We start from the raw sequence: 25,112 nt of genomic DNA, 5'->3' as shown, positions 1-25,112 counted from the left end.
GGCGGGCCGGGACGACGACTGCCGCCAGCTGCTCCTCCAGGGCGTCTCCCGCCCGGCCGAGGAGATCACCGACGCCGTGCTGGCCCTGGGCGGAGCGGGCCGCCCGCACGAGGCGAGAGCGCTGCTCAGCGCCTTCGTACAGGCCCGCGCTCCTGAGGACGCCGTGCTGGTCGCCGCGCCCGATCCGCACCGGCTCGTCCCGCAGCTCATCGACGCCGCCCGCGCGGTCTCCGCGTCCCGTGAGCGCGATGTCGTCCACGCCCTCAGAGTGGCGGGGATCGCGGACGCCTGACCGGCCGGTCAAGTGCCTGGTCAGACCCGAATCGCCCGATGTCGACCGCTCGGGTGTGAAACTTGATCGACTCTGCGGGTTAACGACGATGGTCTTGCCCCAGTGTGGGACGGGGCTTACGTTCTCCTCCTACGCATCCCATCTACGGGCGTAGAGCTATCGCCGCCCCCGCCGAAGGAGCAGCTCGTGGCCAGAGTCGTACGCGCCGCACTCGTCCAGGCGACCTGGACCGGCGACACCGAATCGATGATCGCCAAACATGAGGAGCACGCCCGCGAGGCGGCCCGGCAGGGCGCGCAGATCATCGGGTTCCAGGAAGTGTTCAACGCGCCCTACTTCTGCCAGGTACAGGAGCCCGAGCACTACCGCTGGGCCGAGCCCGTCCCGGACGGTCCGACCGTCACCAGGATGAAGGAGCTGGCCCGCGAGACCGGAATGGTCGTCGTCGTCCCGGTCTTCGAGCTGGAGCAGTCCGGCTTCTACTACAACACCGCCGCCGTGATCGACGCCGACGGCTCGTATCTCGGCAAGTACCGCAAGCACCATATCCCGCAGGTCAAGGGCTTCTGGGAGAAGTACTACTTCAAGCCGGGCAATGCGGGCTGGCCCGTTTTTGAGACCGCCGTCGGCCGGATCGGTGTCTATATCTGCTACGACCGCCACTTCCCCGAGGGCTGGCGCCAGCTCGGGCTGAACGGCGCGCAGCTCGTCTACAACCCGTCCGCCACCTCCCGCGGTCTGTCCGCCTATCTCTGGCAGCTGGAGCAGCCGGCCGCCGCCGTCGCCAACGAGTACTTCATCGCGGCGATCAACCGCGTCGGCCAGGAGGAGTACGGCGACAACGACTTCTACGGCACGAGCTACTTCGTCGACCCGCGCGGCCAGTTCGTCGGTGACACCGCGAGCGACAAGGCGGAGGAACTCCTCGTACGGGACCTGGACTTCGGGGTGATCGACGAGGTACGCCAGCAGTGGGCGTTCTACCGGGACCGCCGCCCCGACGCGTACGAAGGACTGGTGCAGCCATGACGCAGCCGTTCACGAACGATCTGTACGACCGCCACCGCGCCGTACTCCCCGACTGGCTGGCGCTCTACTACGACCGGCCCATCGAGATCACCCATGGCGAGGGCCGCCATGTCTGGGACTCCGAGGGCAACCGCTATCTCGACTTCTTCGGCGGCATCCTCACCACGATGACCGCCCACGCGCTGCCCGAGGTCACCAAGGCGGTGAGCGAGCAGGCAGGGCGGATCATCCACTCCTCCACGCTCTATCTCAACCGTCCGATGGTCGAGCTCGCCGAGCGGATCGCCGCCCTGTCCGGTATCCCGGACGCACGTGTCTTCTTCACCACCTCGGGCACCGAGGCCAATGACACGGCGCTGCTGCTGGCGACCGCGTACCGCGCCTCGAACCAGATCCTCGCGATGCGCAACAGCTACCACGGCCGGTCCTTCTCCACGGTCTCCGTCACCGGGAACCGCGGCTGGTCGCCGACGAGTCTGTCCCCGCTCCAGACGCTGTACGTACACGGCGGCGTCCGCAGCCGCGGTCCCTACGCGGGACTCACCGACGAGCGCTTCATCGAGGCGTGCGTCGCCGATCTGGAGGATCTGCTCGGCCACACCCGCGCGCCCGCCGCGCTGATCGCCGAGCCGATCCAGGGCGTCGGCGGCTTCACCGCGCCGCCGGACGGGCTGTACGCGGCGTTCCGCCAAGTCCTCGACCGGCACGGCATCCTGTGGATCAGCGACGAGGTGCAGACCGGCTGGGGCCGGACCGGCGAGCACTTCTGGGGCTGGCAGGCACATGCCGAGAACGGTCCGCCGGACATGCTCACCTTCGCCAAGGGCATCGGCAACGGCATGTCCATCGGCGGAGTCGTCGCCCGCGCCGAGATCATGAACTGCCTCGACGCCAACTCCATTTCGACCTTCGGCGGCAGTCCCGTCACCATGGCGGCCGGTCTCGCCAATCTCTCGTACGTACTGGAGCACGACCTCCAGGGCAATGCCCGCCGCGTCGGCGGACTGCTGATCGAGCGGCTGCGGGCGATCGGCGCCGGAGTCGACTCCGTACGCGAGGTGCGAGGCCGCGGGCTGATGATCGGTATCGAACTGGTCAGGCCCAGCACGGGAGAAGCGGCGCCCGAGACGGCCTCGGCCGTGATCGAGGCGGCGCGCGAGGGCGGGCTGCTGCTCGGCAAGGGCGGCGGACACAACACCAGCGTGCTGCGGATCGCGCCGCCGCTCACCCTGACCGTCGCGGAGGCGGAAGAAGGCGCCGCGATCCTCGAACAGGCCCTGCGCGGCGCGTAGTTCGCCGTACGGCCGGACCAGACCGGGCCGCCCGCACCAGGCGGCCCGGGACCGGCCGATCGTTCCGAAAGGGAGCGCCACCACCATGAGCAGTACCCGCACCCTGATCCGTGGCGGACTCGTCATCACCGCCGCCGACGAGACCCATGCCGATGTCCTCATCGAGGACGGCCGGATCGTCGCCCTCGCCGCGCACGGCACGGACGTGGCGACGGGCTGGACCGCCGACCGTACGATCGACGCCACCGGCAAGTACGTCATCCCGGGCGGAGTCGACGCCCACACGCATATGGAGCTGCCGTTCGGCGGCACCTTCGCGTCCGACACCTTCGAGACCGGCACCCGGGCCGCCGCCTGGGGCGGCACCACCACCATCGTGGACTTCGCCGTCCAGTCGCCGGGCCAGGCGCTGCGCGAAGGGCTGGACGCCTGGTACGCCAAGGCCGACGGCCAGTGCGCGATCGACTACGCCTTCCATATGATCATGGCCGACGTCAATGAGAGCTCGCTCAAGGAGATGGACCTGCTGGTCCAGGAGGGCATCACGTCCTTCAAGCTCTTCATGGCCTATCCCGGTGTCTTCTACAGCGACGACGGCCGCATCCTGCGCGCCATGCAGCGCAGCGCGCACAACGGCGGGCTGATCATGATGCACGCCGAGAACGGCATCGCCATCGACGTCCTCGTCGAACAGGCCCTGGCCGCCGGCCGTACCGATCCGCGCTACCACGGAGAGGTACGCAAGGCCCTGCTGGAGGCCGAGGCCACACACCGGGCGATCAAGCTCGCGCAGGTCGCCGACGCTCCGCTCTATGTCGTCCATGTCTCGGCGGAGGAGGCCGTCGCCGAACTGGCCGCCGCCCGCCACCAGGGACTTCCCGTCTTCGGCGAGACCTGCCCGCAGTATCTCTTCCTCTCCACCGACAATCTCGCGGAACCGGACTTCGAGGGCGCCAAGTACGTCTGCTCCACACCGCTGCGGCCCAAGGAGCACCAGGACGCGCTCTGGCGCGGGCTGCGCACCAACGACCTCCAGGTGGTCTCCACGGACCACTGCCCGTTCTGCTTCACAGGACAGAAGGAGCTGGGACGCGGCGACTTCTCGAAGATCCCCAACGGGCTTCCGGGCGTGGAGAACCGGATGGATCTGCTCCATCAGGCCGTGGTCGAGGGAAGGCTGAGCCGCCGCCGCTGGATCGAGATCGCCTGTGCCTCTCCGGCCAGGATGTTCGGTCTCTATCCGCGCAAGGGCACCATCGCGCCGGGCGCCGACGCCGATGTGGTCATCTACGATCCGCACACCGAGCAGACCGTTTCCGCCGAGACACACCATATGAACGTCGACTACTCGGCGTACGAGGGCAAGCGGCTCACCGGACAGGTGGAGACGGTGCTCTCGCGCGGTGAACTCGTCATCGACCGGCGGGAGTTCACCGGCCGGGCGGGACACGGGCAGTACACGCCGCGCGCCACCTGCCAGTACCTCCTCTGACACCGAGATTCTCCGACGCCGATCTTCTCCGACCTTGATTTCTGATAGCTGACACCGATATCCCCTTTTCATCCATACCGAGGAGTGACCAGGCCATGGACTTCGGACTTGTCCTCCAGACCGACCCGCCGTCCTCGGCGGTCGTCGGGCTCATGCGGCGTGCGGAGCGCAACGGTTTCCGCTACGGCTGGACCTTCGACTCCGCCGTGCTCTGGCAGGAACCTTTTGTCATCTACAGTCGCATTCTGGAGCACACCACCACACTGACCGTGGGACCCATGGTCACCAACCCGGGCACCAGAACCTGGGAGGTGACCGCCTCCACCTTCGCCACGCTCAACGAGATGTACGGCAACCGGACCGTCTGCGGTATCGGGCGCGGCGACTCGGCGATGCGGGTGGCCGGCCGTAAGCCCAACACACTGGCCCGGCTGGGCGACGCGATCGAGGTCATCCGCGATCTGGCGGAGGGCCGCGAGGCCACCGTCGACGGGCAGACGCTACGGCTGCCCTGGGTACGGGACGGCAAGCTGCCGGTATGGATGGCGGCGTACGGGCCCAAGGCGCTGGCCCTGGCGGGACAGAAGGCCGACGGCTTCATCCTCCAGCTCGCCGATCCGTTTCTGACCGAGTGGATGGTCAAGGCGGTCCGTACGGCGGCCTCCGATGCGGGACGCGATCCCGACTCCATCACGATCTGTGTCGCGGCGCCCGCCTATGTCGGCGACGATCTCGCGCACGCGCGTGAGCAGTGCCGCTGGTTCGGAGGGATGGTCGGCAACCATGTGGCCGATCTGGTGGCGCGGTACGGCGAGGGCTCGGGCCTGGTGCCGGACGCGCTGACCACGTACATCAAGCAGCGCGAGGGATACGACTACAGCCACCACGGCCGGGCCGGGAATCCTTCGACGGACTTCGTGCCCGACGAGATCGTGGACCGGTTCTGTCTGCTGGGTCCCGTCGAGGCGCATATCGAGAAGCTCCAGGTGCTGCGCGACCTGGGCGTCGACCAGTTCGCCGTCTACGACATGCATGACGCCAAGGAAGCGACGATCGACGCGTACGGCGCGGAGATCATCCCGGCGTTCCAGGACTGAACGGGCCTCGGTTCCAGAGCTGAACCCGCCTCCGTCCCAGGACTGAACCGGCTCCTCCCGCCTCGTTCCTGGGACCGAGGCGGGACCGGCCCCGTTCCCGGCCTGAACCGGCCCTCGACCGGCCCCGGGGCCGGAAGGCTCCCCTCCCCGATCTCCCGCACGGCCTCGTTCGACATCCCCGACACCCGCTCTCGAACGAAGGGTCCCGCCGCCATGACCGCGACCGCTCCGCCACCGTCCCCCGGAGAACCGATAGCCGGTGCCGATGCTTCCACCGATCCTCAAGGCCGTGTCGAGCTGCCGGCCGGCGCGCTTCCCGACGACGGCCGCTTCGTCAACGACGATCTGCTGCCCGTCCCGGTCGCCCGGCGCCGCTGGACCACCTACAATTTCGCCGCGCTCTGGGTCGGTATGGCGCACAACATCCCGTCGTGGCTGCTGGCCTCCGGGCTGGTCACTCTGGGCATGGACTGGAAGCAGGCGGTCTTCACGATCGCGCTGGCCAATCTGATCGTGCTGTTCCCGATGCTGCTGACCGGGCACGCGGGACCCAAGTACGGCATTCCCTTTCCCGTCCTCGCCCGTGCCTCGTTCGGGCTGCGCGGCGCCAATCTGCCCGCGCTGATCAGGGCGGCCGTCGCCTGTGCCTGGTTCGGTATCCAGACCTGGATCGGCGGCCAGGGCATCTTCGTACTGCTCGGCAAGATCTTCGGCGGCTGGGCCGACGCGTCGAGGATCGGCGGTCAGCCCTGGACGCTCTGGCTCTGCTTCGTCCTCTTCTGGGCGCTCGAACTCGCCATCATCTACCGGGGGATGGACACCCTGCGGCGCTTCGAGAACTGGGCGGCGCCGTTCGTGATCGTCGGCGCGCTGGTGCTGCTCGTCTGGATCACCGTCAAGGCGGGCGGCCTCGGCCCGCTGCTCGACCAGCCGTCCAAGCTGGGCTGGGGCGCGGATTTCTGGCCGGTCTTCTTCCCGTCGCTGATGGGAATGATCGCCTTCTGGTCCACCCTCTCGCTGAACATCCCGGACTTCACCCGCTTCGGCGCGGGCCAACGGGCCCAGATCTGGGGCCAGTCGCTCGGTCTGCCCACGACGATGACTCTCTTCGCGCTGCTGTCCGTCTTTGTCACCTCGGGCTCACAGGCGGTGTACGGGGCGGCCGTCTGGGATCCGGTCGAACTGGCCGCCAAGACCGACAATGTCTTCGGACTGCTCTTCGCGCTGGTGACCGTACTGATCGCGACGATCTCCGTGAACATCGCGGCCAATGTCGTCTCGCCCGCGTACGACCTCGCCAATCTCGTACCGAAGCTGATCAACTTCCGTACGGGCGCGCTGATCACGGGTGTGGTCGGTGTCCTGATCATGCCGTGGAAGCTGACGGCCACGCCCGAGCTGTACATCTTCACCTGGCTGGGACTGGTGGGCGGGCTGCTCGGTACGGTCGCGGGCATCCTGATCGCCGACTACTGGATCGTCCGGCGCACGGTCCTGGACCTCGCCGATCTCTACCGCCCGGGTGGCCGCTACTGGTACGCCAACGGCTGGAACGTCAGGGCGGTGGTGGTCTTCGCCGTCGGTGGTGTGCTGGCCGTGGGCGGCTCCCACTCGGCGCCGGGCAAGGGACCGTTCCCGGAAGACGGTCTGATCCCGTTCCTGAAGCCGCTCGCGGACTACGGCTGGGCGGTGGGGCTCGCGGCCTCGCTGGTGCTGTATGCGGCTCTGATGGCGCCGGGCCGGCGGACCGCGACGGCCTGAGGACTCGACGGAGCTTGCCCGGGCAGGGCTTGTCCGACTTGCCCGGGCAGGGCTTGTCCGAGTAGGGCTTGCCCGGGCAGGGCTTCGAGGAGCGGTGTGAGCGCGTGGGCCAGGCACTCGCGCCACTCCTCGACATCCACCCACCGCAGTCCCTCGCTCCGGGCTGCTACGGCACCCGGGCTGTCCACTCCGGTGTGCTGAACTTTGTCTTCGCCAGCTCGCGCGCCCGTGCCATCTCCTCGTCCGTGACCTTGCCGGCTGTCAGCCCGTAGCGGCCACGGAAGGAGTCGATCATCCGCCCGATGACCGCCTCGCGCGGCAGGCCCGTCTGGCGCCGCAGTGGGTCGACTCGCTTGTTGGCGCTGCGCGTGCCCTTGTCGGAGAGCTTCTCGCGGCCGATGCGGAGGACCTCGACCATCTTGTCGGCGTCGATGTCGTACGCCATCGTCACATGGTGCAGTACGGCGCCCGTGCCGTTCACAACGCGCTTCTGGGCGGCGCCCGCGACCTTGCCGCTCTCGGTCGCGATGTCGTTGAGCGGCTGGTACCACGCCTTGATGCCCATGTCGCCGAGCGCGCCCAGTACCCAGTCGTCCAGATAGGCGTAACTGTCCGCGAAGGTGAGCCCCTTGACCAGCGAGTCCGGGACGGAGAGTGAGTACGTGATGGTGTTGCCGGGCTCGATGAACATGGCGCCGCCGCCCGAGATACGGCGGACCACCGTGACGCCATGGCGCTCGGCGCCCTCGGCGTCGACCTCGTTGCGCAGGGACTGGAAGCTGCCGATCACCACCGCGGGCGCCGCCCACTCCCAGACCCGCAGCGTCGGCGGCCGGAGACCGGCCGCGACCTCGGTGGTGATCACCTCGTCGAGCGCCATATGGAGCGCCGGCGACTGCGGCGCGTCATGGATGAGCTGCCAGTCGTAGTCGGTCCAGTCGGTGGCGTGCGCGAGCGCGCGGCGTACGGCGACGGCGATGCCCTCGGCGGTGAGCCCGTACATCACCGTTCCCGCGGGCAGCGCGGCCTCGATACGGGCGGCGAGACCGGCGGCGTCGGTGCCGGCGGGAGCGCCCTCCAGGGCGCGGTCGATCGCCTCGATCGCCTCGTCGGGCTCCAGGAAGAAGTCGCCGGCGACCCGGACATGGCGCAGCGCTCCGTCCTCCGTGTCGAGATCGACCACAACGAGCTTGCCGCCGGGGACCTTGTACTCACCGTGCACCGGAACCTCCACCACTGGGCGTGAACAGTGCAAATCGTACTGCTGGACGAAGACACTTCCGCGACGGTGATGTCCCGGCTGCGTCCGTCGTCGCCTCCGCCTACGCCTTTACGGGCCGGCGGCCGGGCATACCCTGAGAGCTATGGAGAACCGGAAGAGAGATCCGGAGAACCGGAACCGCTTGGGCGAATTCCTCAGGGCACGCCGGGCCCGGATTTCGCCGGAAGACGTCGGGTTTCCTCGCGGAGGAGTGCGCCAGGTGCCGGGGCTGCGCCGGGAGGAAGTCGCGGAACTCGCGGGCCTGAGCACCGACTATCTGGCACGTCTCGAACAGGGACGTGAGACGCATCCGTCGGCCAGTGTGCTTTCCGCCCTCGCGCGGGCGCTGCGGCTGGAGCCGGAGGCCCAGCGCTATCTCTTCGCCGTCACCAACGGCCACCCAGGTCTCGTCGCGATCGATACGGCTACCGGTACGTCTTCTACCAATACGTCTTCCACTGGTACGTCTTCCCGGCCGATCGGCGAGAATCTGCTGTCTCTCCTGGACGAATGGGTCCATCACCCGGCGATCGTGCTGGACATCAGACACGACGTGGTCGCAGCGAATCATCTCGGACGCGCCCTGTTCGCCGGACACTGGTACAGCGGAAATCTGATGCGCCTGGTATTCCTGGACGAGGAGGCCCGGCCCTTTTTCCGTGAACGGGAGAAAGTCGCCGCGTCCGGCGCCGCCGCACTTCGCGCCGCCGCGAGTCGGGCGCCCGATGATGCGGGACTGACGGGTCTCGTCGACGAGTTGATATCGGGCAGCGAGGAATTCGCCCGACTGTGGACCAAGGCAGAGGTCCGGGACAAGAAATCCGAGCATTTCCGTGTACGGCATCCGATCGTCGGTGATCTCGACCTGATTTTCGAGACCTTCCGCCCGAACGGTGACAGTGACCATCTCGTCAAGGTGTACCGCCCGGAGCCCGGTACGGCCACCCAGGAAGCCCTGGCCGTACTGGGAAGCCTCACCGCCGAGGAAGCCGAGAAAGCCGAGGAAGCCGAGGAAGAGGAGACGGTCGAGACGTCCAGGGCGAGGCGCTGAGAGGTACGGGGCGGCGGGCGACGGGCCCGATAACCGCCCGGCGGCCGTTTACACCTGCCCGGGGTGGGTGTAACTCGCCCTCCCCGTCCGGAGCGCCTTCTCCTAGCGTGGTGCGTGACGGCATGTGATGGGGAAGGACCCGCGCCACATGCCTGGTGGGGAAGGACCCGCGCCGCCGACGGAAGGCGCCACCGATGGGAGGCCTCAGTGACCGCGCGTGACATTGCGACATCCGAGGCCCTGGCGCCTACGCCCCGTATGACACGTGCTCTGACCTTGCTCTTCGCCGTCGCGGCGGGCGGCGCCGTGGCCAACCTCTACTACGCGCAGCCGTTGCTGGATGTCATCGCGGGAGACCTACGGGTCGGCGAGAGCGTCGTCGGCCTGCTGATCACGGCGACACAGATCGGCTACGCGCTCGGCATCCTGTTCATCGTTCCGCTCGGTGACTTTCGTGACCGTCGCCGGCTGATTCCCTTGATGATGGTCCTCTCGGCCGGTGCTCTGGTGGCCTGTGCGGTCGCGCCGGAGATCATCACACTGGCCCTGGCGATGGTCGCGGTGGGCGTGACGACGGTGTCGGGACAGATCCTCACGCCGCTCGCGGGCGATCTCGCCGACGACGCGTCCCGGGGAAGAACCGTGGGCATCGTCGTCAGCGGTCTGCTCTCCGGAATCCTGGTCGCCCGGATCTTCAGCGGGCTGATCGCCGATGCCACCAGCTGGCGCGTGGTGTTTCTGATCGCCGCGGGCATCGTGCTCGTCCTCGCGTTCCTGCTGCACCGCTCGATCCCTCGGCTGAAGCCCAAGACGGCGGTGATCTCCTACGGCGCGGTGCTGCGCTCGGTCTTCTCGCTGATCGCACACGAGCGGAAACTGCAAGTCACGATGGTGCTCGGCGCGACAGGCTTCGGCCTGTTCACGATGTTCTGGACGGCGCTCACCTTTCTGCTGAGCGATCCTCCCTACCGCTATCCCATCTGGGCGATCGGTCTCTTCGGCGTCGCGGGCCTGGTCGGCGCCGTCGCGGCGCAGGGCGCGGGACGGGTGCACGACCGCGGCTGGTCGGTCACCGGTACGGGGCTGGCGTGGCTGCTCGTGGCCATCGCCTGGGCCATCGCGGGATTCGGCGGCCATGTACTCGTCTTCGTGGTGGTCGGCATCGTGCTGCTCGACATCGGGGTCCAGGGCCAGAACATCCTGAACCAGTCGAGGATCTTCCAGATCTCCGCCGCCGCCCGCAGCCGCCTCAACACGGCGTACATCGCGGGCAACTTCGTCGGAGGCTCCCTCGGCTCCTTCGCCGCCGCCCTGCTCTGGTCGACAGGCGGCTGGCCGGCCGTCTGCACCACCGGAGCCGCCCTGTCCGCCGTCGCACTGCTGATCTGGCTCACCACCCGCCACGGCGCCCTGCGCACGCACACCGCCCCGGCTTCCGCACGGCAGCCGTAGGCGCCCGTTGAGCGTGTTTTCGCTGTCCTCAAGCGTGGCGCGTGCTGGACCTCGCATTCTTTTTGTTCACCTGTTATTTGTCTACGATGATGCGAGCGTTTTCCTCACTCTCTAGTCGGTCGATTTCTCGAATTGCGCTTTATCTGCGATTGAAGGCATAAAGCTTCGCCCTGTGACCTTGATCACCGTTGGTTTCCTGTGTGCTGCCGTGGTTATGATCCCTGCGTTATTCGTGAAGCTTGTGCGCTACATGGGGTGGGGCTGTGAATTCAAGCGTGTGGGGTCGGGTTTCCTGTGGGTAGCCCGTGGGTGCGTCGTGTCGTTGCGAGATTCCTGGCGTGGGTGCTGCTTGTCGGCGGAATGGTCGTGGTGAATTCTCCGACTGCTCATGCTGATACGTCGGTGCCTCAAACGCCGTCCGAGCGGGCCGCGGCCTCGGGTGAGCCGGTCGAGGTGACGGCGGAGCGTACGGAGTATGCGCAGACCTTCGCGAATCCGGATGGTTCGTACACGCTGAAGCAGGCGACGTCGCCGCAGCGGGCGAAGGATGCTTCTGGTGTCTGGCATGACGTGGATACGACGCTCGTGCGCGGGGCTGACGGCATGGTTGGGCCGCGGTATGCCGCGGTGGATGTGTCGTTCTCAGCCGGCGGTGCTCAGGACATGGTCCGTCTGGAGCATGGGCAGGGCGCGCTGTCCGTGCGGTGGCCGGGTGATCTTCCCCAGCCGTCGCTGGACGGGGCGACGGCCACGTACTCCGAGGTACTGCCCGGGGTGGATCTGCAGTTGACCGCGATGCCGGACGGGTATCGGGAGGTTCTGCTGGTCAAGTCGGCGGAGGCCGCGCGGAACGAAGCTCTGGAGGAGGTGCGGTTCGCCGTCGCGGGTGAGGGCGTGTCCGTGGTCGCGGGAGCCGGTGGTGGGCTGCGTGCGGTCGATGCGGATGGCAATGCGGTGTTCACGGGGCCGGCGGGGAAGATGTGGGACTCCTCCGGGGACGGCACAGGCACCGGCATCCAGCCTCAGACGCTCCGGGCGGCTGGTGCAGAGGCGGCCGGCGATTCGGGGGCGGCCGGTGAGGCGGGTGCGGATGACCCAGGTTCCGTCCAGCCGCGTGACGGTGACGTGACGGCCACCCTGCCCGTGCAGGTCGACGCCGACAGCATCGCTGTTGCCCCCGACCTGAGCCTGCTGCGAGGCGACGACACGGTTTACCCGGTTCGCATCGATCCCTCGGTGGGTCTCTCGCGCGCCGAGCGGACAGTGCTGTCCTCCGACAGTGACAAGTTTTACCAGTTCTCCGGTGAGTACGGCGTGGGGCGCTGTTCGAGTGCGGACGGCTACTACTGCGGTGACAATTACGTGAACCGGATGTATTTCGAGTTCAGCCCCAGCACTCTGGCCGGAAAGCATGTTCTGCACGCCACGTTCCGGGCGCATGAGACGTGGTCGTTCGACTGCAATCCTTATACGGTCAATCTGGAGCGCACCGGGAATATCTCCGAGGGGACGCGGTGGCCGGGGCCGGCCATCGGAAATCTCATGGATTCCAGGAAGGTGTCGGCCGGCCGGGGTGACAACTGCAGTCCCTCCCAGCCCGATTCCTGGGTCGAGTTCAACGGCGGTCTCACCCAGAACGTGCGGGACTTCGCCGACGGGAAGTTTTCCCGTCTCACGCTGATGCTGCGCGCCCTCGACGAGGGCGAACCGCGCGCCTGGAAGCGTTTCGACGACAACGCCGAGCTCAGCGTGGACTACGTGCCGGATCCGGGGGTTCCGATCAATGTCGGCGTGATTCCGGGTGTGCCTGGGGTGAAGGCGGCCGGGTACTGCGAGCCGGAGAGCGCTCCGCTGGCCGTGACGGTGGACCAGCCCACGGTCCGTGCCCGGGTGGAGACGGAGGTCTCGCCGGGAACCAACGACAGCAAGGGCCAACTGAAGATCAACTACCGCATCGCGCGCAAGCTCGACACCGGCGCCTGGGAGGAGATCTGGGCGGAGGACAGCCCCGACAGCGGCTATGTTCCGGACGGCACGTTGCTGGACAAGCAGACGAGCAAGCGCACGGACGGCACCCAGTACCGTTACCGCGCTCGCACGCAGTCGCACTGGTCGTACAACGGTGGAAGCGGTGAGCTGTACTCCTCGTTCTCGCCGTGGTGCTACTTCACCATCGACTCCTCCGCGCCCAAGGCCCCGCGGATCGAGCCCAAGGATCCGGTCAATGGCTCGCCCTATGTGGAGTGCGGGACGGACTCCTGCCCTCCCAAGGGCGGTCCGGGTGTCGCCGGTACCTTCGTGTTCAAGCCCAACAGTGCGGATACAGACATCAGTAAGTACCAGTGGACGCTGAACGGTCCGAGCGGGCAGGTCGGGAAGACGCGCACTGTCACGGCAAAGGCTGATCACACGGCCGAGGTCACCGATGTCATACCGAGCATGGGCGGCACGCACCATCTGAAGGTGTGGGCCATCGATGTCCGGGCACGGACGGGTACGCCCGAGACCTTCGACTTCCAGGTCAGTCTCCCGCCGGGCCCCGTCGGACGGTGGCACTTCAATGACGGCGCTCCCGGTTCTGGAGTGACCACGGCCAAGGACAGTGCGGGCGACGATCCGCAGCACGATCCTTCCGCGGCCACGCACGACTTGATGCTCCGGGGCGGTGCGGGCTTCTCCACCATGGCACGGCGGGGTGACGAGGACACCTCGATGTGGCTGGACAGCAGCGACCCCGCTCTGCAGCAGGCGTACGCGGATGCGTCGGCGCCGGTGGTGAATACCGCGCACTCGTTCACCGTCTCGGCCTGGGTGAATCTCACTGATGCCTCGTCGAGTCGGATGATCGTGACCGCTCCCGGCGCGCAGGCTCAGGCGTTCGCGCTGTACTACTCGTCGTCGTCGCGGTCGTACGTATTCCATTACACCGCCACGGACTCGGCCACTCCGGTCTTCATCAGGTCGGACGCGTCCGCCACCGACCCGCCGCTGCGGGTGTGGACGCATCTGGCCGGCGTCTACACCGCCGCCACCGATGCGAGCGGCAACCGGACGCCGCAGGACGACACGATCCAGTTGTTCGTCAACGGCCGTGTTCAGGGCGACCCGGTCAACCTGCGGGCCGTGGCGCCCAGTTACGTTCCCTGGGAGGCCGGTCAGGGCTTGCAGGTGGGGCGTTCGATCGTACGGGGCGCCGCCGGGCAGTACTTCCGTGGCCGTATCGACGAGGTCGCGGTCTGGCAGAGCGCGCTGTCCGCCGACGAGGTCGTCAGGGAGGCGGGGTCGAGGGAGGACAACGTACCTACCACCGAGCTGGTTGCCGACTGGAACGCGGAGGGCTCTTCGGGAACAACAGTGGATGAGTTCTCGCCCTATCCGATCGGTGCGATGGCGCTGTCCCTCGGGGCGAGCCTGGACGAGGAGTCCAGCACCCTGGTCCTGGACGGGAGCAAGGGCTACGCGTCCGTGACCGGTCCGGCGATCGACGAGACGGGCTCGTTCACGGTCTCCGCCCAGGCCCAGATCAATGCGGTCGTACTCAACACCAAACCCGATGGCTATCAGGCCCAGATCGCGGGCCAGGCCGGAAGCGGGGGCGCCTCGTGGGCCCTGGCGGTGCAGAAGTTGGGGCCGGACGTGTACGTGTGGAAGTTCGTGCGCACCACCTCTTCCGGGACCAGTGTGGCCACGGCTGATGTGACGGATGTGTCCGAACTTGCCGATACCAGTTCCTCGGTGACGCTGACCGGCGTGTACGACGCGCAGGACCAGGGCGGCCGGATGCACTTGTATGTGGGTACCAAGCCGGTGGAGGACGGCCTCAACAATGCGGTCACCGCGCCTCAGCAGGGCACCGGCAGCCTGGCCATGGGCGGCACTTCCGACAGCAGCCGCTTCGCGGGACGGCTGGGCCGACTGCGTATCTGGGCCGGAGCGATGACCTTCGAGCAGGTCCTTTCACGCATCATCGCCGGCGACTGATCCGGTCCCGGTGGGCGAAGAGAACCGCTTCTTCGTCCACCGGGCGGGCTCCGTACCCCGTACCCCGTATGACCAGCAGCCCGCCGGGCCGACTGCGTCCCCTCATCTTGCCCGCCGTGCATGGGCACGGCCTCCCCTCTCCACTCACCTCGTGCCTCCTCGGGGGCCCTTGATGGAACTTGGACGTGAGACTCATGCCGCCGTTCCGCCGTCGCACCGCCACCAGAGAGAGAACCCGTTTTCGCGGTCGAGTAGCCGTGACCACCGCGTTCGCCCTCCTGCCCGGCCTGCTCAGCCCGCTGACCGCGGTGGCCCAGGACATACAGCCGCCGGGCCGTCTCGACGCACCGAAGCCGGTATCGGTGAAAATGGTTCCGCTGAAGCCGATAGAGACGGCGACCTCTCGTCTAATCGCCCGTCAGGAGGCTGCCAACAAGAAGGCGGCGGACCGGGCACTGCGCGACCAGGCCGCGACGGTGGTCTGGCCGACGGCCGCGACCACCACACTCACCACTCCCGCCACCGGAACGGCGAAGGCCACCGCGGGAACTCTGCCCGTCTCCTTGTCCGCGCCGACCACCAAGGCGGCACGGGCGAAGAAGTCGGCGCAGTCCGTCAAGGTGTCCGTGCTGAGCCGGAAGCAGACAACCGCACTCGGTATCAAGGGCGTTGCTCTGACTGTCACGGCTCCGCGCGGCGGTGGGACGGCTGATCTCGCCATCGACTACTCCGCGTTCGCCGGAGCGTACGGCGGCGACTGGGCCGGCCGCTTGCAGGTCCTGCGCCTGCCCGACTGTGCCCTCGGCCAGCCCGGCAAGGCGTCGTGCCGTAGCACGACACCGCTGGCGTACTCCAATGAGCGCGGCGAGCAGCAGCTCCGGGCTCATCTCGACTTCAGCACCGCTGGAAGTACCGTCGATACTGCTGTCGGTGACGCGCCCACCGCGAAGCCTTCCGCCAAGTCGGCGACCGCCAGCGGGCAGTCCATGGTGCTCGCGCTCGCGGCGGGAACCAAGTCCGGTGGCGGTGACTACAAGGCGACCCCGCTCTCGGCCTCTTCCACCTGGGAGGCGGGCGGCTCATCAGGCACCTTCACCTGGAACTACCCGCTCAAGACACCGCCGGCCGCTGCCGGTCCCACTCCGGACCTGGCCATCTCGTATGACTCGGGGAGTGTGGACGGGCGCACTGCGAACACGAACAACCAGGGCAGCCAGATCGGCGAGGGCTTCGACCTGACCTCGTCGTACGTCGAGCGCAAGTACGGCTCCTGCGACGACGACGGCCAGAGCGACAAGTTCGACCTGTGCTGGAAGTACGACAACGCCTCCCTCGTCCTCAACGGCAAAGCCACCGAACTGGTCAAGGACGACACCAGCGGAACCTGGCGCCTCAAGAACGACGACGCCTCGGTCGTCACCCACTCCACCGGCGCCGACAACGGCGATGACGGGGACGACATCTCCGGTGGCAAGGGAGACGGTAAGGGGGAGTACTGGACGGTCATCACCGGTGGCGGCACGAAGTATGTCTTCGGCCTCAACAAGCTCGACGGCGCCGGCAGCGAACGTACCAACAGCGTCTGGACCGTGCCGGTCTTCGGTGACGACGCCGGTGAGCCCGGCTACAGCAGCGGCACCTCGCTCGGCGGACGCGCCAAGACCCAGGGATGGCGCTGGAACCTCGACTACGTCGAGGACACCCGCGGCAACGCCATGAGCTACTGGTACACCGCCGAGACCAACAACTACGACACGCTCGGCGACGACACCACCGGCACCTCGTACACGCGTGGCGGATACCTCACCAAGATCCTCTACGGTCAGCGGGCCGGCGCCCTGTTCACGGGCACACCTGCGGCCTCGGACAAGGTCACCTTCACCTACGACGAGCGGTGCATCCGCGCCGACGGCTGCGACTCCCTGACCGAGAGCACCAGCCCCCAGTGGCCCGACGTACCCTTCGACGCCATCTGCAAGGACGGCGACAAGTGCACCGGCAACGTCGGCCCGTCCTTCTTCACCCGCAAGCGGCTGACGGGCATCACCACCTACGCGTGGAACGCCGCCCGTACTCCGACCGCCGATTTCGAGTCCGTCGATTCCTGGAAACTCACGCAGCAGTATCAGGATTCGGGTGAGACGGGTGACTCCAACGACCAGTCCCTGTGGCTGCGGTCCATCCAGCACACCGGCGAGCACGGCACGCCGCTCTCGACGGATCCCGTCACCTTCACCAGCGAATTCCTCAAGAACCGCGTCGACGGCGAGGCCGACGACATCCTGCCCCTGGCGAAGCCTCGCCTGACCGGCATCACGAGCGAGACCGGCGCCAAAACGGCCGTCACCTACGCCGCGGCCGATTGTGTCGCCGGCGAGACCAGACCGCGTCCCGACCAGAACACCAGCACGTGCTATCCCGTCCGCTGGAAGCCGAACGGGGGCGGGGACGCCATTCTGGACTGGTTCCAGAAGTACCCGGTCATCGCCGTATCGACCAGCGACCAGACAGGCGCCTCCGGCACCATCAGCGACACCTATCAGTACTCCGGTGGAGGCGCTTGGCACTACAACGACGACCCCATGACGCCCGAGAAGGACCGCACCTGGTCCATCTGGCGTGGCTTCGCCAAGGTCACCCACCAGACCGGTCCCGCCAACGGCACCCGGAGCAAGAGCGTCAGCGTCTATATGCGCGGTATGGACGGCGACCGCCTGCTGAAGGCCGACGGCAAGACGCTCGACCCGGACGCCCGCAGAAGCGCCCAGGCCACGGGCATCAAGGCCCCGGCCATCACCGACGCCGACCAGTACGCGGGCTTCACCCGGGAGACGGTCACCTACGACGGCGACAGCGAAGTGGCCGGAACCGTCAGTGATCCCTGGTCACGCAGGACCGCCACCCAGCACAAGTCCTACGCGGACACCGAAGCGTACTTCGTCCGCACCGGCGCCACCCACAACCGGACCAACGTCACCGTCATCAGCCCGGTCGACCGCGTCCGTACGACCGTCACCACCTACGACGACTACGGCATGCCGCTGACCGTGGAGGACAAGGGCGACGACGCCGTCACCGGTGACGAGACCTGCGCGCGCACCTGGTACGCCCGCAACCCGTCCGCGGGCCTGACCTCACTGGTCTCCCGCACCCGCGTCACCGCGAAGCCCTGCGCCACCGCCGAGAGCGCACTCGACCTGCCCGCCGACTCCACCAAGCCCGGCGACATCATCTCCGACACCGCCACCACCTACGACGCGACCGCGGCCTGGACCGCGGACCAGAGTCCCACCCGGGGCGAGCCCAGGTGGACCGGTCGCGCGAGTGGTTACGACAGCGGCGACCAGCCGAGTTGGCAGAAGCTCAGCACGATGACGTTCGACAGCCTTGGCAGGCCGCTGCTCGTCAAGGACACCAACGACAAGCAGACCAGCAGAACCACCTACACCCCGACAGCCGGCGGTCCCCTCACCGCCACGACAGTTTTCGACGCGAAGGACTACACCACCAGCACGGTCGTCGACTTCGCCACCGGCGCGGCTACCAAGGTCACGGACGCCAACTCGAAGATCACCGAGAGCACTTACGACAGCCTCGGACGCGTCACCCAGGTCTGGCTGCCCAACCGGCCGCGTCTACTAGGCGGTAGCGCGAACTATAAGTACGACTATCACCTCTCGAAGGACACGGCGTCCTGGGTCTCCACAGGCACCCTCACACCGACAGCATCGGGCTATATCACCAGCTACACCATCTACGACTCCCTGCTGCGCGCCCGGGAAACCCAGTCCCCGACTCCGGCAGGCGGACGCGTCGTCAGCCTGACCCAGTACGACACCCGCGGCCTGGTCAGTTCCACCCTGTCGGACATCTATGACGCGAGCGCCCCACCCTCCGGTAACCCGGCCACCGTCGAGGGCGGCCAAGCGCCTCTGCAGGTGGACACCACCTACGACGGCGCGGCCCGTCCCGTCGCCAGCGAGACCAAGGTGCAGGGAGTCCACCGCTGGACCACCACCACCACGTACCAGGGCGACCGTGTTCTCCAGACGGCCCCCACCGGCGGCCAGGCCACCGCGACTCTGACCAACGCTCTGGGCCAGACGACCGAGTCCCGCGAATTCGCCAACCCCCAGAACACCGGCTCGTACAACCACACCCGCTACACCTACACGCCCGGTGGGCAGCAGAAGACCGTCACCGCCCACGACAACAGCGTCTGGTCCTACACCTACGACCTCTTCGGCCGCCAGACCAGTGCCAAGGACCCGGACAAGGGCACCACGGAAACCCGCTACACCAGCCTCGACCAGGTCGACTGGACCCAGGACGCGGAAGACCGAAAGCTCTTCCATCAGTACGACGACCTCGGCCGTAAGACCGACCTGTGGCAGACCGACAAGACCGTCGCCGCCAACAAGCTCGCCCACTGGGACTACGACCAGGTGGCCAAGGGCCAGCAGGACACCGCCACACGCTATGTCGGCGGAACCGCCGGGCAGGCTTACGTCCAGAAGGTCACAAAGTTCGACGGTCTCTACAACGCCACGACCAGCCAGTTGACTCTCCCGGCCAATGACCCACTCGTAACCGCCGGCGTCCCTCAGACGCTGACTTTCGCTGCCAATTACAACGTGGCCAACCAACTCGCCACCATCACCGCCCCAGCCGTCGCAGGCCTCGCCCAGGAAGGGATCACCAACACCTACGACGGCCTCGGCAACTTGAAGAACGTCAACGGCACCACCGGATACCTTCTGGACGCCGCATACTCCGAACTCGGCGACCTCACCACCCTGAGTCTGGGCACCAGCTCCGTCGGTTCCGCGAGGAAGGGCTCCCTCAATTACGGGTACGAGAACGGCACCCGCCGCCTGACCCGGTCCTATGTCACCGACTACAACGGCAACAAGGCGCAGGACCTCACCTACGTCCAGGACGACGCGGGCAACGTCAAGTCCATCAGCGACGCCAGCACCCTCGGCGGCACAGGCCAGGCCGACAACCAGTGCTTCCTCTACGACGGCTACCGCCGCCTGACCGAAGCCTGGACCCCCAAGACGCCTGACTGCGACGACACCGGACGCACCACGGCCAACCTCGGCGGCGCCGCTCCCTACTGGACGTCCTACGGCTACACCACCGCCGGCCAGCGCTCCAGCGAGAAACAGAACCTGGCCACCGGTGACCAGACCACCACCTATGCCTACGGAACCACCACCGGCCAGCCCCATCCGCTGGACCACACCACCGGCGCCAAGAACGCCGCCTACGTCTACGACGACACCGGCAACACCACTCACCGCCCTGGCACCACCGCCACCCAGACGCTCGTCTGGAACAGCGAAGACCAGCTCTCCAGCCTCACCGAGGGCACCAAACAGACCGGCTACCTCTACGACGCCGACGGCAGCCTCCTCATCCGCCGCGCCACCGGCGACGGCGACACCGTCCTCTATCTCGGCGACATGGAGGTCCGCCTCACGGTCAAGGGCACCACCAAGACCCTCAGCGGCACCCGCTACTACACCGCGGCCGGCCAGACCATCGCCGTCCGCACCGCCACCGCGGGAGTCACCGGCACCAAGCTCAACTTCCTCGCAGGCGACCACCACGGCACCTCCAGCCTCGCCTTCGATGCCACCACCTGGGCCGTCACCAAGCGCTACACGACACCCTTCGGCGCCCCCCGAGGCACCCAACCCACCACCTGGCCCGACGACAAGCGCTTCCTGGGCAAACCAGCCGACGACTCCACCGGCCTCACCCACATAGGCGCCCGCGAATACGACCCCGGCATCGGCCAATTCATCAGCGTCGACCCGCTGCTCTCCCTCGACCAGCACCAATCCCTCAACGGCTACTCCTACGCCAACAACACACCTGTCACATCCAGCGACCCCACAGGCCTGTGCCCCGCCGACCTCTGCGGCGACGGCACCCCCATCGGCGGCACCGGCCAGGTAAAGGGCGACCCCACCCGCTTCGTCAATACGCACCCAGACGTATCGAACAGATACGACGTCGTCCCTCGTACAAGCGGCACCGCCTCGGTAGCCAACAGTGGAAACACGGGAGGCAACTCAAGTCGGGGCGGAGGATGTAGCTTCTGGGACCTTGGGTGTAACACAAAGAAAGACGTGAAAGACATTTACTACGGAGCCGGGGAATTGTTTTATGGGCTCGTAGGGAATGTGCCGTACGCTGCGGAGTACGGCGGGTGGATTTTTGACGCGGACTGTCGAAATGGCGGTGGCCCGGGAAGTCCCGGATGCGACTATGGAAACCAGTATGATAACTGGGTCGCAGGCTACGGATATGACACTTCTGGTGATGCTTACCAGGTGCCGAGCTTCCTTGCAGCCGCATTCTCCCACCGGCCTTTGGGTAAGCCCAAGGGTAAGGCGGTCCCTGGTGCTCGATTTGAGGTCAATTCCAATGGCGTAGCAACTGATCTTGAAGCCGACATGTCGCGAGCGGGCAAAAAGTTTACCCCCAAGGGTAAGCGGCAGGTAATCGCGAAAAATAGGAGCGTCAATGGGGGGAAAACGGTCTGCGATGACTGTCGGATAGAGACTGTTCCGGCGACTCAATCGCGCGGGGGTGTTCCTGTGAATCGTAAGGAAACTCGCGTTGATCATATTTGGCCGCAGAGTTTGGGTGGCCCAGGGTCTCTATGGAATGGCCGCGTTACCTGTTTTTCGTGTAACGAGTTTTGGCTCGATAGACCAAAAGGCCCGCTGGGATAACTGGGGAACTCCTGTAGTCAGCGCTGCCTCGAGGAGCGATAGGGCGACGATTTCGACTCGGCGTGAACAGAGTTCAATGGCGAGTTGATTGCTGGTGCTGGCTGCGGGGGCTGGAGTGGTGGGTGCGGGTGACGGTTGCTTGGGCCGACGTCACCCGCGTTACCTGTAGTTCGCCACCTTGGGTGCATAATGGTTGAGTGACGATGCCTGAGAACGAAGCGAATGATCGGGTCCGAGTTCTGTTCCCACTCGAACAGGACGATGGATGGCCACCTGTAGCCAGTGAGCGATTGTGGGCCATTCCGGTGGATGTCGATCTAGTTAGAATTGATAACGTGCCGTGGTTCGTGCGTGACCTCTCGCTAAATGACATCGTGAGGACGCGAACGGATCCTCGTGGAGCCTTGGAGGCGGTTCGGAAGATTTCCTGGTCGGGGAACTGTACAGTGCGGATTATTCCCTATGAGCCGGGAAGGTTTTCTGGAGACTCGCAGGCGATCATCGATATTTTCTCGCCACTGGGCGTTCAGGCTGAAGGGATTGAGCAATTTGGAATGATTGCTTTGAACGTACCGCCTTCTGCAGACATTTCCGGCGTTAAAGGGCTTCTAATTCGAGGCTCTGAAGCCGACTGGTGGGATTATGAGGAATCCTGCATTGGTAAGGCGTGGACGACCTCAAATCCGCGCTAGAAACTTTCATACGAAACTCCAGTAGCTCCGCCAAAATACCCCTTTTCGCGGAGCTACTGGAGTGTTTGACGGGGGTCTATCAGGAATTAGGCCCTGTCTCACTTTCGGTGGTGACGGAGCGTGCCGCTATCTGAGGAGGATGCGGTGGCGGAGCAGGGCGAAGCCTGCTCGTCCGTGCATCTGGCGCGCGATCCGCTTGGTTTTGGTGTTGACGCCCTCGGTAGGGCCGTTGCTGTACGGAAGCGTGAGCCCGGCGATCACTGCGTCGAGGTCCCGGTCCAGGCCCCGAGTGAAGGCATGCAGATGGGGCAGGTCGGCTGCTCGGACTTGAGCGATCCAGCGCGTGAGCGCGTTGGCGTTGTCGGTGTGCGGCGTGAGGAGCGGGGCGAAGTCCCTGATACCTGTGGTCAATTGGATCATCTCGGGGCAGGCGGCGGTGAGCTTGGCCAGGAGTTCGTGTTGCCCGGCCTTGAGGTTGTCAGGCCTGGTCAGCAGCATCCGGGCGAGCTGGCGCGGAGAGATATGCAGTGTCCTGCGGAGTCCGTGCCCGCACCACGATCCGCTCACCTTCGTCGACCACATCCTCGACGATTAGCGGGGACAGCCCCGAAAACACCGTCTGCACAAGCTCGTTGACATCCTTCACGAGGATGTCAACGCCTCATCACGACTCTCCGTCACCACCGAAAGTGAGACAGGGCCTGATTCATGACACTCCCACCGACAACGGCGGCGACGGCGGGTGGCTCCTTGGCTGGCTTCAGGGACCGGTTGACACTGTCCTGAACTACGGCAGTGCCATGGTCAGCACTCCCGATGTATGGATAGGCGCGGCTGAGACTGCCGGCGGCTTCGCCATGATGTTCGGAGGCGCTGCTGAAACCATCGGAGGCGGTCTAGCCTCGCGCTTTCGCGAGTGGGGTTGTTCGTGCCTTGATCAAATAAGCGGAGAGTGCTGCTGACCTGCAACGATGGGACATGTCTAGGGTCCTGTCAGCTGCAAGGAAAGAAGCACTCTCCAGGTGAGCAAGCGTAGCGGGTTGTACCCCCGTGTCCGTGTCGAGGGCGGCGGCCGCGGGGCAGTCTCGCAAGCCGGGTCGGTGCTGCTGGTCGAGACGGTCCGCAAGTCCGGCCTGGACACCGCGATATCGGCGGCGCTGACGCCGTGGCGCAAGCCGCGGGCCGTGCACGATCCGGGCAAGATCCTGCTGGATGTGGCCCTGGCCGTCGCGCTCGGCGGGGACTGCCTGACCGACGTCGGCATGCTGCGGGCCGAGCCAGGCGTGTTCGGCCCGGTGGCCTCCGATCCGACCATCTCCCGCCTCGTCGACGCTCTCGCCGCGTCCGGCCCCAAGGCCCTCGCGGCGATCCGGGCCGCGCGCTCGGAAGTACGCGGGCGTGTCTGGGACTTGGCGGGTGCAAGCAGTCCGGCCGCCGAGGGCCGGGTGATCATAGACATCGACGGTGTGCTCGTCCTTGCCCACTCCGAGAAGCAGGACGCCACCGCGACCTGGAAGAAAACCTATGGGCACCATCCCCTTGTCGCGTTCGTCGACCACGGCCAGGCCGGGTCCGGAGAGCCGGTGGCCGCCCTGCTGCGGCCCGGCAACGCAGGCAGCAACACCGCCGCCGACCACATCGAAACCGCTCAACTCGCTCTGGCTCAACTGCCGAAACACCTGCGGCGGGGTCGGCAGACACTGATCCGCACCGACTCCGGCGGCGGCACCCACTCCTTCCTCGACTGGCTCTCCCGCCAGGGCCGGTGGCTGTCGTATTCCGTCGGCATGACCATCACCGACACCATCCACCAGGCCGTGCTGAAGATCCCGAAGAAGGCGTGGACGCCGGCCTACGACGCCGACGGCACCGAACGGCCCGGCGCCTGGCTCGCCGAGATCACCGACATGCCCGACCTGAGCACCTGGCCCAAGGGCATGCGGCTGATCGTCCGCAAGGAACGCCCCCACCCCGGCGCCCAGTTGCGCTTCACCGACCTCGACGGACTGCGGCTGACCTGCTTCGCGACCAACACCAAAGGCGGCCAGCTCGCCGACCTCGAACTGCGCCACCGCAGACGGGCACGCTGCGAGGACCGCATCCGAAACGCCCGCGACACCGGCCTCCGCAACCTGCCCCTGCACGAGACCGCCCAGAACCGGATCTGGCTGGAGATCGTCTCCCTTGCACTCGACCTCCTCGCCTGGATGCCGATGCTCGCCCTGACCGGCAAGAACCGCCGCTGGGAACCCAAGAAGCTCCGCCTGCGCCTGTTCTCCGCCGCCGCCCAACTCGTGAACGCCGGACGCCGCAGCCGACTCCGCTTCACCGCCCGATGGCCCTGGACCGACGTCATCACCCACGCGATCGACAGACTCCACGCCCGCCCGAAACCCGGCTGACCAGCCACTTCGACCATCCCGACAACCCGCACCACCCCACCGGCGAAGTGGAACCCGGCGCCCACCCGACGCGGCAACCGGGCTGTCGGCCTGCCCACCCTCAGCCACCGAAGCGAAACGGTCCGCCGACTCCGTCGGCGGACCCTCATGCAAGATCGAGGCTAACCTCGCGCTTTCATGAAGCGGGCTGTCCGGCAGGTGGTCAGGAAAGCAGAAAGTGCCTCTGACCAGCAAGAATGAGGATTGTCGAGGTCCTTGTTCCTGCTGAAACCAGAGGCACTTCCCAGGTGAAACACTCTATCGGGTCCTATGCCCGTGTTCGCGTCCAGGGCGACGGCCGCCAGGTCGTCTCCCAGGCCGGGTCGGTCCTGCTCGTCGAAACGGTCCGCAAGACCGGTCTTGACCAGGCCATATCCCAGGCTCTGGATCCATGGCGGAAGCCGCGGGCCGTCCACGATCCCGGCAAGACTCTCCTGGACGTCGCCCTGGCGGTCGCGCTGGGTGGGGACTGCCTGGCGGACGTCGCGATGCTGCGGTGTGAGCCGGCCGTCTTCGGCCCGG

13 protein-coding genes and 2 pseudogenes are annotated in these 25,112 nt (G+C 66.7%); 13 read left to right on the top strand and 2 right to left on the bottom strand.

Features of this window, described 5'->3' with window-relative positions; genetic code table 11:
• The 6 genes and pseudogenes from GA0115259_RS40025 to GA0115259_RS05155 form a co-directional block, all read left to right on the top strand.
• Window positions 1-292: pseudogene (locus tag GA0115259_RS40025) on the top strand (hypothetical protein); the annotation flags it as partial.
• A 186-nt stretch (window positions 293-478) separates the two neighbouring features.
• Window positions 479-1,321: a nitrilase-related carbon-nitrogen hydrolase gene (locus GA0115259_RS05175; RefSeq protein WP_093591504.1), complete on the top strand. Its 843-nt coding sequence runs from the start codon at window positions 479-481 to the stop codon at window positions 1,319-1,321.
• Window positions 1,318-2,613 (top strand): aspartate aminotransferase family protein, encoded by a 1,296-nt coding sequence (locus GA0115259_RS05170; RefSeq protein WP_093591501.1) that lies wholly within the window; start codon window positions 1,318-1,320, stop codon window positions 2,611-2,613. The genes GA0115259_RS05175 and GA0115259_RS05170 overlap by 4 nt, the downstream gene beginning before the upstream one ends.
• Window positions 2,614-2,698: 85 nt before the next feature.
• Window positions 2,699-4,105, top strand: a complete 1,407-nt coding sequence (gene hydA, locus GA0115259_RS05165; protein ID WP_093591498.1) for a dihydropyrimidinase — start codon at window positions 2,699-2,701, stop codon at window positions 4,103-4,105.
• Between the two features lie 95 nt (window positions 4,106-4,200).
• Entirely contained in the window at window positions 4,201-5,202 is a 1,002-nt protein-coding gene (locus GA0115259_RS05160) for a TIGR03842 family LLM class F420-dependent oxidoreductase (RefSeq protein ID WP_093591495.1), read from the top strand.
• A 213-nt stretch (window positions 5,203-5,415) separates the two neighbouring features.
• Window positions 5,416-6,963 carry an NCS1 family nucleobase:cation symporter-1 gene (locus tag GA0115259_RS05155; RefSeq protein ID WP_093591492.1) on the top strand — a complete coding sequence of 516 codons (1,548 nt, stop codon included), beginning with the start codon at window positions 5,416-5,418 and terminating at the stop codon, window positions 6,961-6,963.
• Window positions 6,964-7,129: 166 nt separating this feature from the next.
• Here the strand turns inward: GA0115259_RS05155 and GA0115259_RS05150 are convergent, their stop codons facing one another.
• Entirely contained in the window at window positions 7,130-8,185 is a 1,056-nt protein-coding gene (locus GA0115259_RS05150; protein WP_093591489.1) for a lipoate--protein ligase family protein, read from the bottom strand.
• Between the two features lie 142 nt (window positions 8,186-8,327).
• Between GA0115259_RS05150 and GA0115259_RS05145 the strand changes: the two genes are divergently transcribed.
• The 5 genes from GA0115259_RS05145 to GA0115259_RS05125 all read left to right on the top strand — a co-directional run bounded on the left by GA0115259_RS05145 (window position 8,328) and on the right by GA0115259_RS05125 (window position 22,149).
• Complete coding sequence (locus GA0115259_RS05145) at window positions 8,328-9,275, top strand: helix-turn-helix transcriptional regulator (protein ID WP_093591485.1); 948 nt, start codon at window positions 8,328-8,330, stop codon at window positions 9,273-9,275.
• A gap of 258 nt (window positions 9,276-9,533) precedes the next feature.
• Complete coding sequence (locus GA0115259_RS05140; protein ID WP_093591482.1) at window positions 9,534-10,727, top strand: MFS transporter; 1,194 nt, start codon at window positions 9,534-9,536, stop codon at window positions 10,725-10,727.
• A 402-nt stretch (window positions 10,728-11,129) separates the two neighbouring features.
• Window positions 11,130-14,708, top strand: coding sequence for a LamG domain-containing protein (locus GA0115259_RS05135; RefSeq protein ID WP_256097910.1), 3,579 nt, complete (start codon window positions 11,130-11,132; stop codon window positions 14,706-14,708).
• A gap of 194 nt (window positions 14,709-14,902) precedes the next feature.
• The gene (locus tag GA0115259_RS05130; protein ID WP_093591479.1) at window positions 14,903-21,457 is read left to right on the top strand and encodes an RHS repeat-associated core domain-containing protein; all 6,555 of its coding nucleotides are present in this window, start codon (window positions 14,903-14,905) and stop codon (window positions 21,455-21,457) included.
• A gap of 203 nt (window positions 21,458-21,660) precedes the next feature.
• Entirely contained in the window at window positions 21,661-22,149 is a 489-nt protein-coding gene (locus GA0115259_RS05125) for a DUF4265 domain-containing protein (RefSeq protein WP_093591476.1), read from the top strand.
• A 126-nt stretch (window positions 22,150-22,275) separates the two neighbouring features.
• Here the strand turns inward: GA0115259_RS05125 and GA0115259_RS05120 are convergent.
• Window positions 22,276-22,674 (bottom strand): annotated as a pseudogene (locus tag GA0115259_RS05120) (transposase); the annotation flags it as partial.
• 497 nt (window positions 22,675-23,171) lie between these two features.
• On the opposite strand from GA0115259_RS05120, the gene GA0115259_RS05115 reads away from it, so the two are divergent.
• Together GA0115259_RS05115 and GA0115259_RS05110 are read left to right on the top strand one after the other, a co-directional pair.
• Window positions 23,172-24,551, top strand: coding sequence for an IS1380 family transposase (locus tag GA0115259_RS05115; RefSeq protein ID WP_093591473.1), 1,380 nt, complete (start codon window positions 23,172-23,174; stop codon window positions 24,549-24,551).
• 287 nt (window positions 24,552-24,838) lie between these two features.
• Window positions 24,839-25,112, top strand: a 274-nt coding sequence (locus GA0115259_RS05110) for a transposase (RefSeq protein ID WP_176732434.1), incomplete at its 3' end; no start/stop codon positions are given.

Source organism: Streptomyces sp. MnatMP-M17 (assembly GCF_900091995.1).
In the GTDB taxonomy this organism is placed as follows: Bacteria; Actinomycetota; Actinomycetes; order Streptomycetales; family Streptomycetaceae; genus Streptomyces.
This window is presented reverse-complemented; position numbering and strand designations above follow the sequence as displayed.

Excerpts from the sequence above, each read along its gene's own strand:
- GA0115259_RS05170 (WP_093591501.1), top strand. The coding sequence starts at position 1,318 with ATGACGCAGCCGTTCACGAACGATCTGTACGACCGCCACCGCGCCGTA.
- hydA (WP_093591498.1), top strand. The coding sequence starts at position 2,699 with ATGAGCAGTACCCGCACCCTGATCCGTGGCGGACTCGTCATCACCGCC.
- GA0115259_RS05160 (WP_093591495.1), top strand. The coding sequence starts at position 4,201 with ATGGACTTCGGACTTGTCCTCCAGACCGACCCGCCGTCCTCGGCGGTC.
- GA0115259_RS05155 (WP_093591492.1), top strand. The coding sequence starts at position 5,416 with ATGACCGCGACCGCTCCGCCACCGTCCCCCGGAGAACCGATAGCCGGT.
- GA0115259_RS05145 (WP_093591485.1), top strand. The coding sequence starts at position 8,328 with ATGGAGAACCGGAAGAGAGATCCGGAGAACCGGAACCGCTTGGGCGAA.
- GA0115259_RS05140 (WP_093591482.1), top strand. The coding sequence starts at position 9,534 with ATGACACGTGCTCTGACCTTGCTCTTCGCCGTCGCGGCGGGCGGCGCC.
- GA0115259_RS05130 (WP_093591479.1), top strand. The coding sequence starts at position 14,903 with ATGCCGCCGTTCCGCCGTCGCACCGCCACCAGAGAGAGAACCCGTTTT.
- GA0115259_RS05125 (WP_093591476.1), top strand. The coding sequence starts at position 21,661 with ATGCCTGAGAACGAAGCGAATGATCGGGTCCGAGTTCTGTTCCCACTC.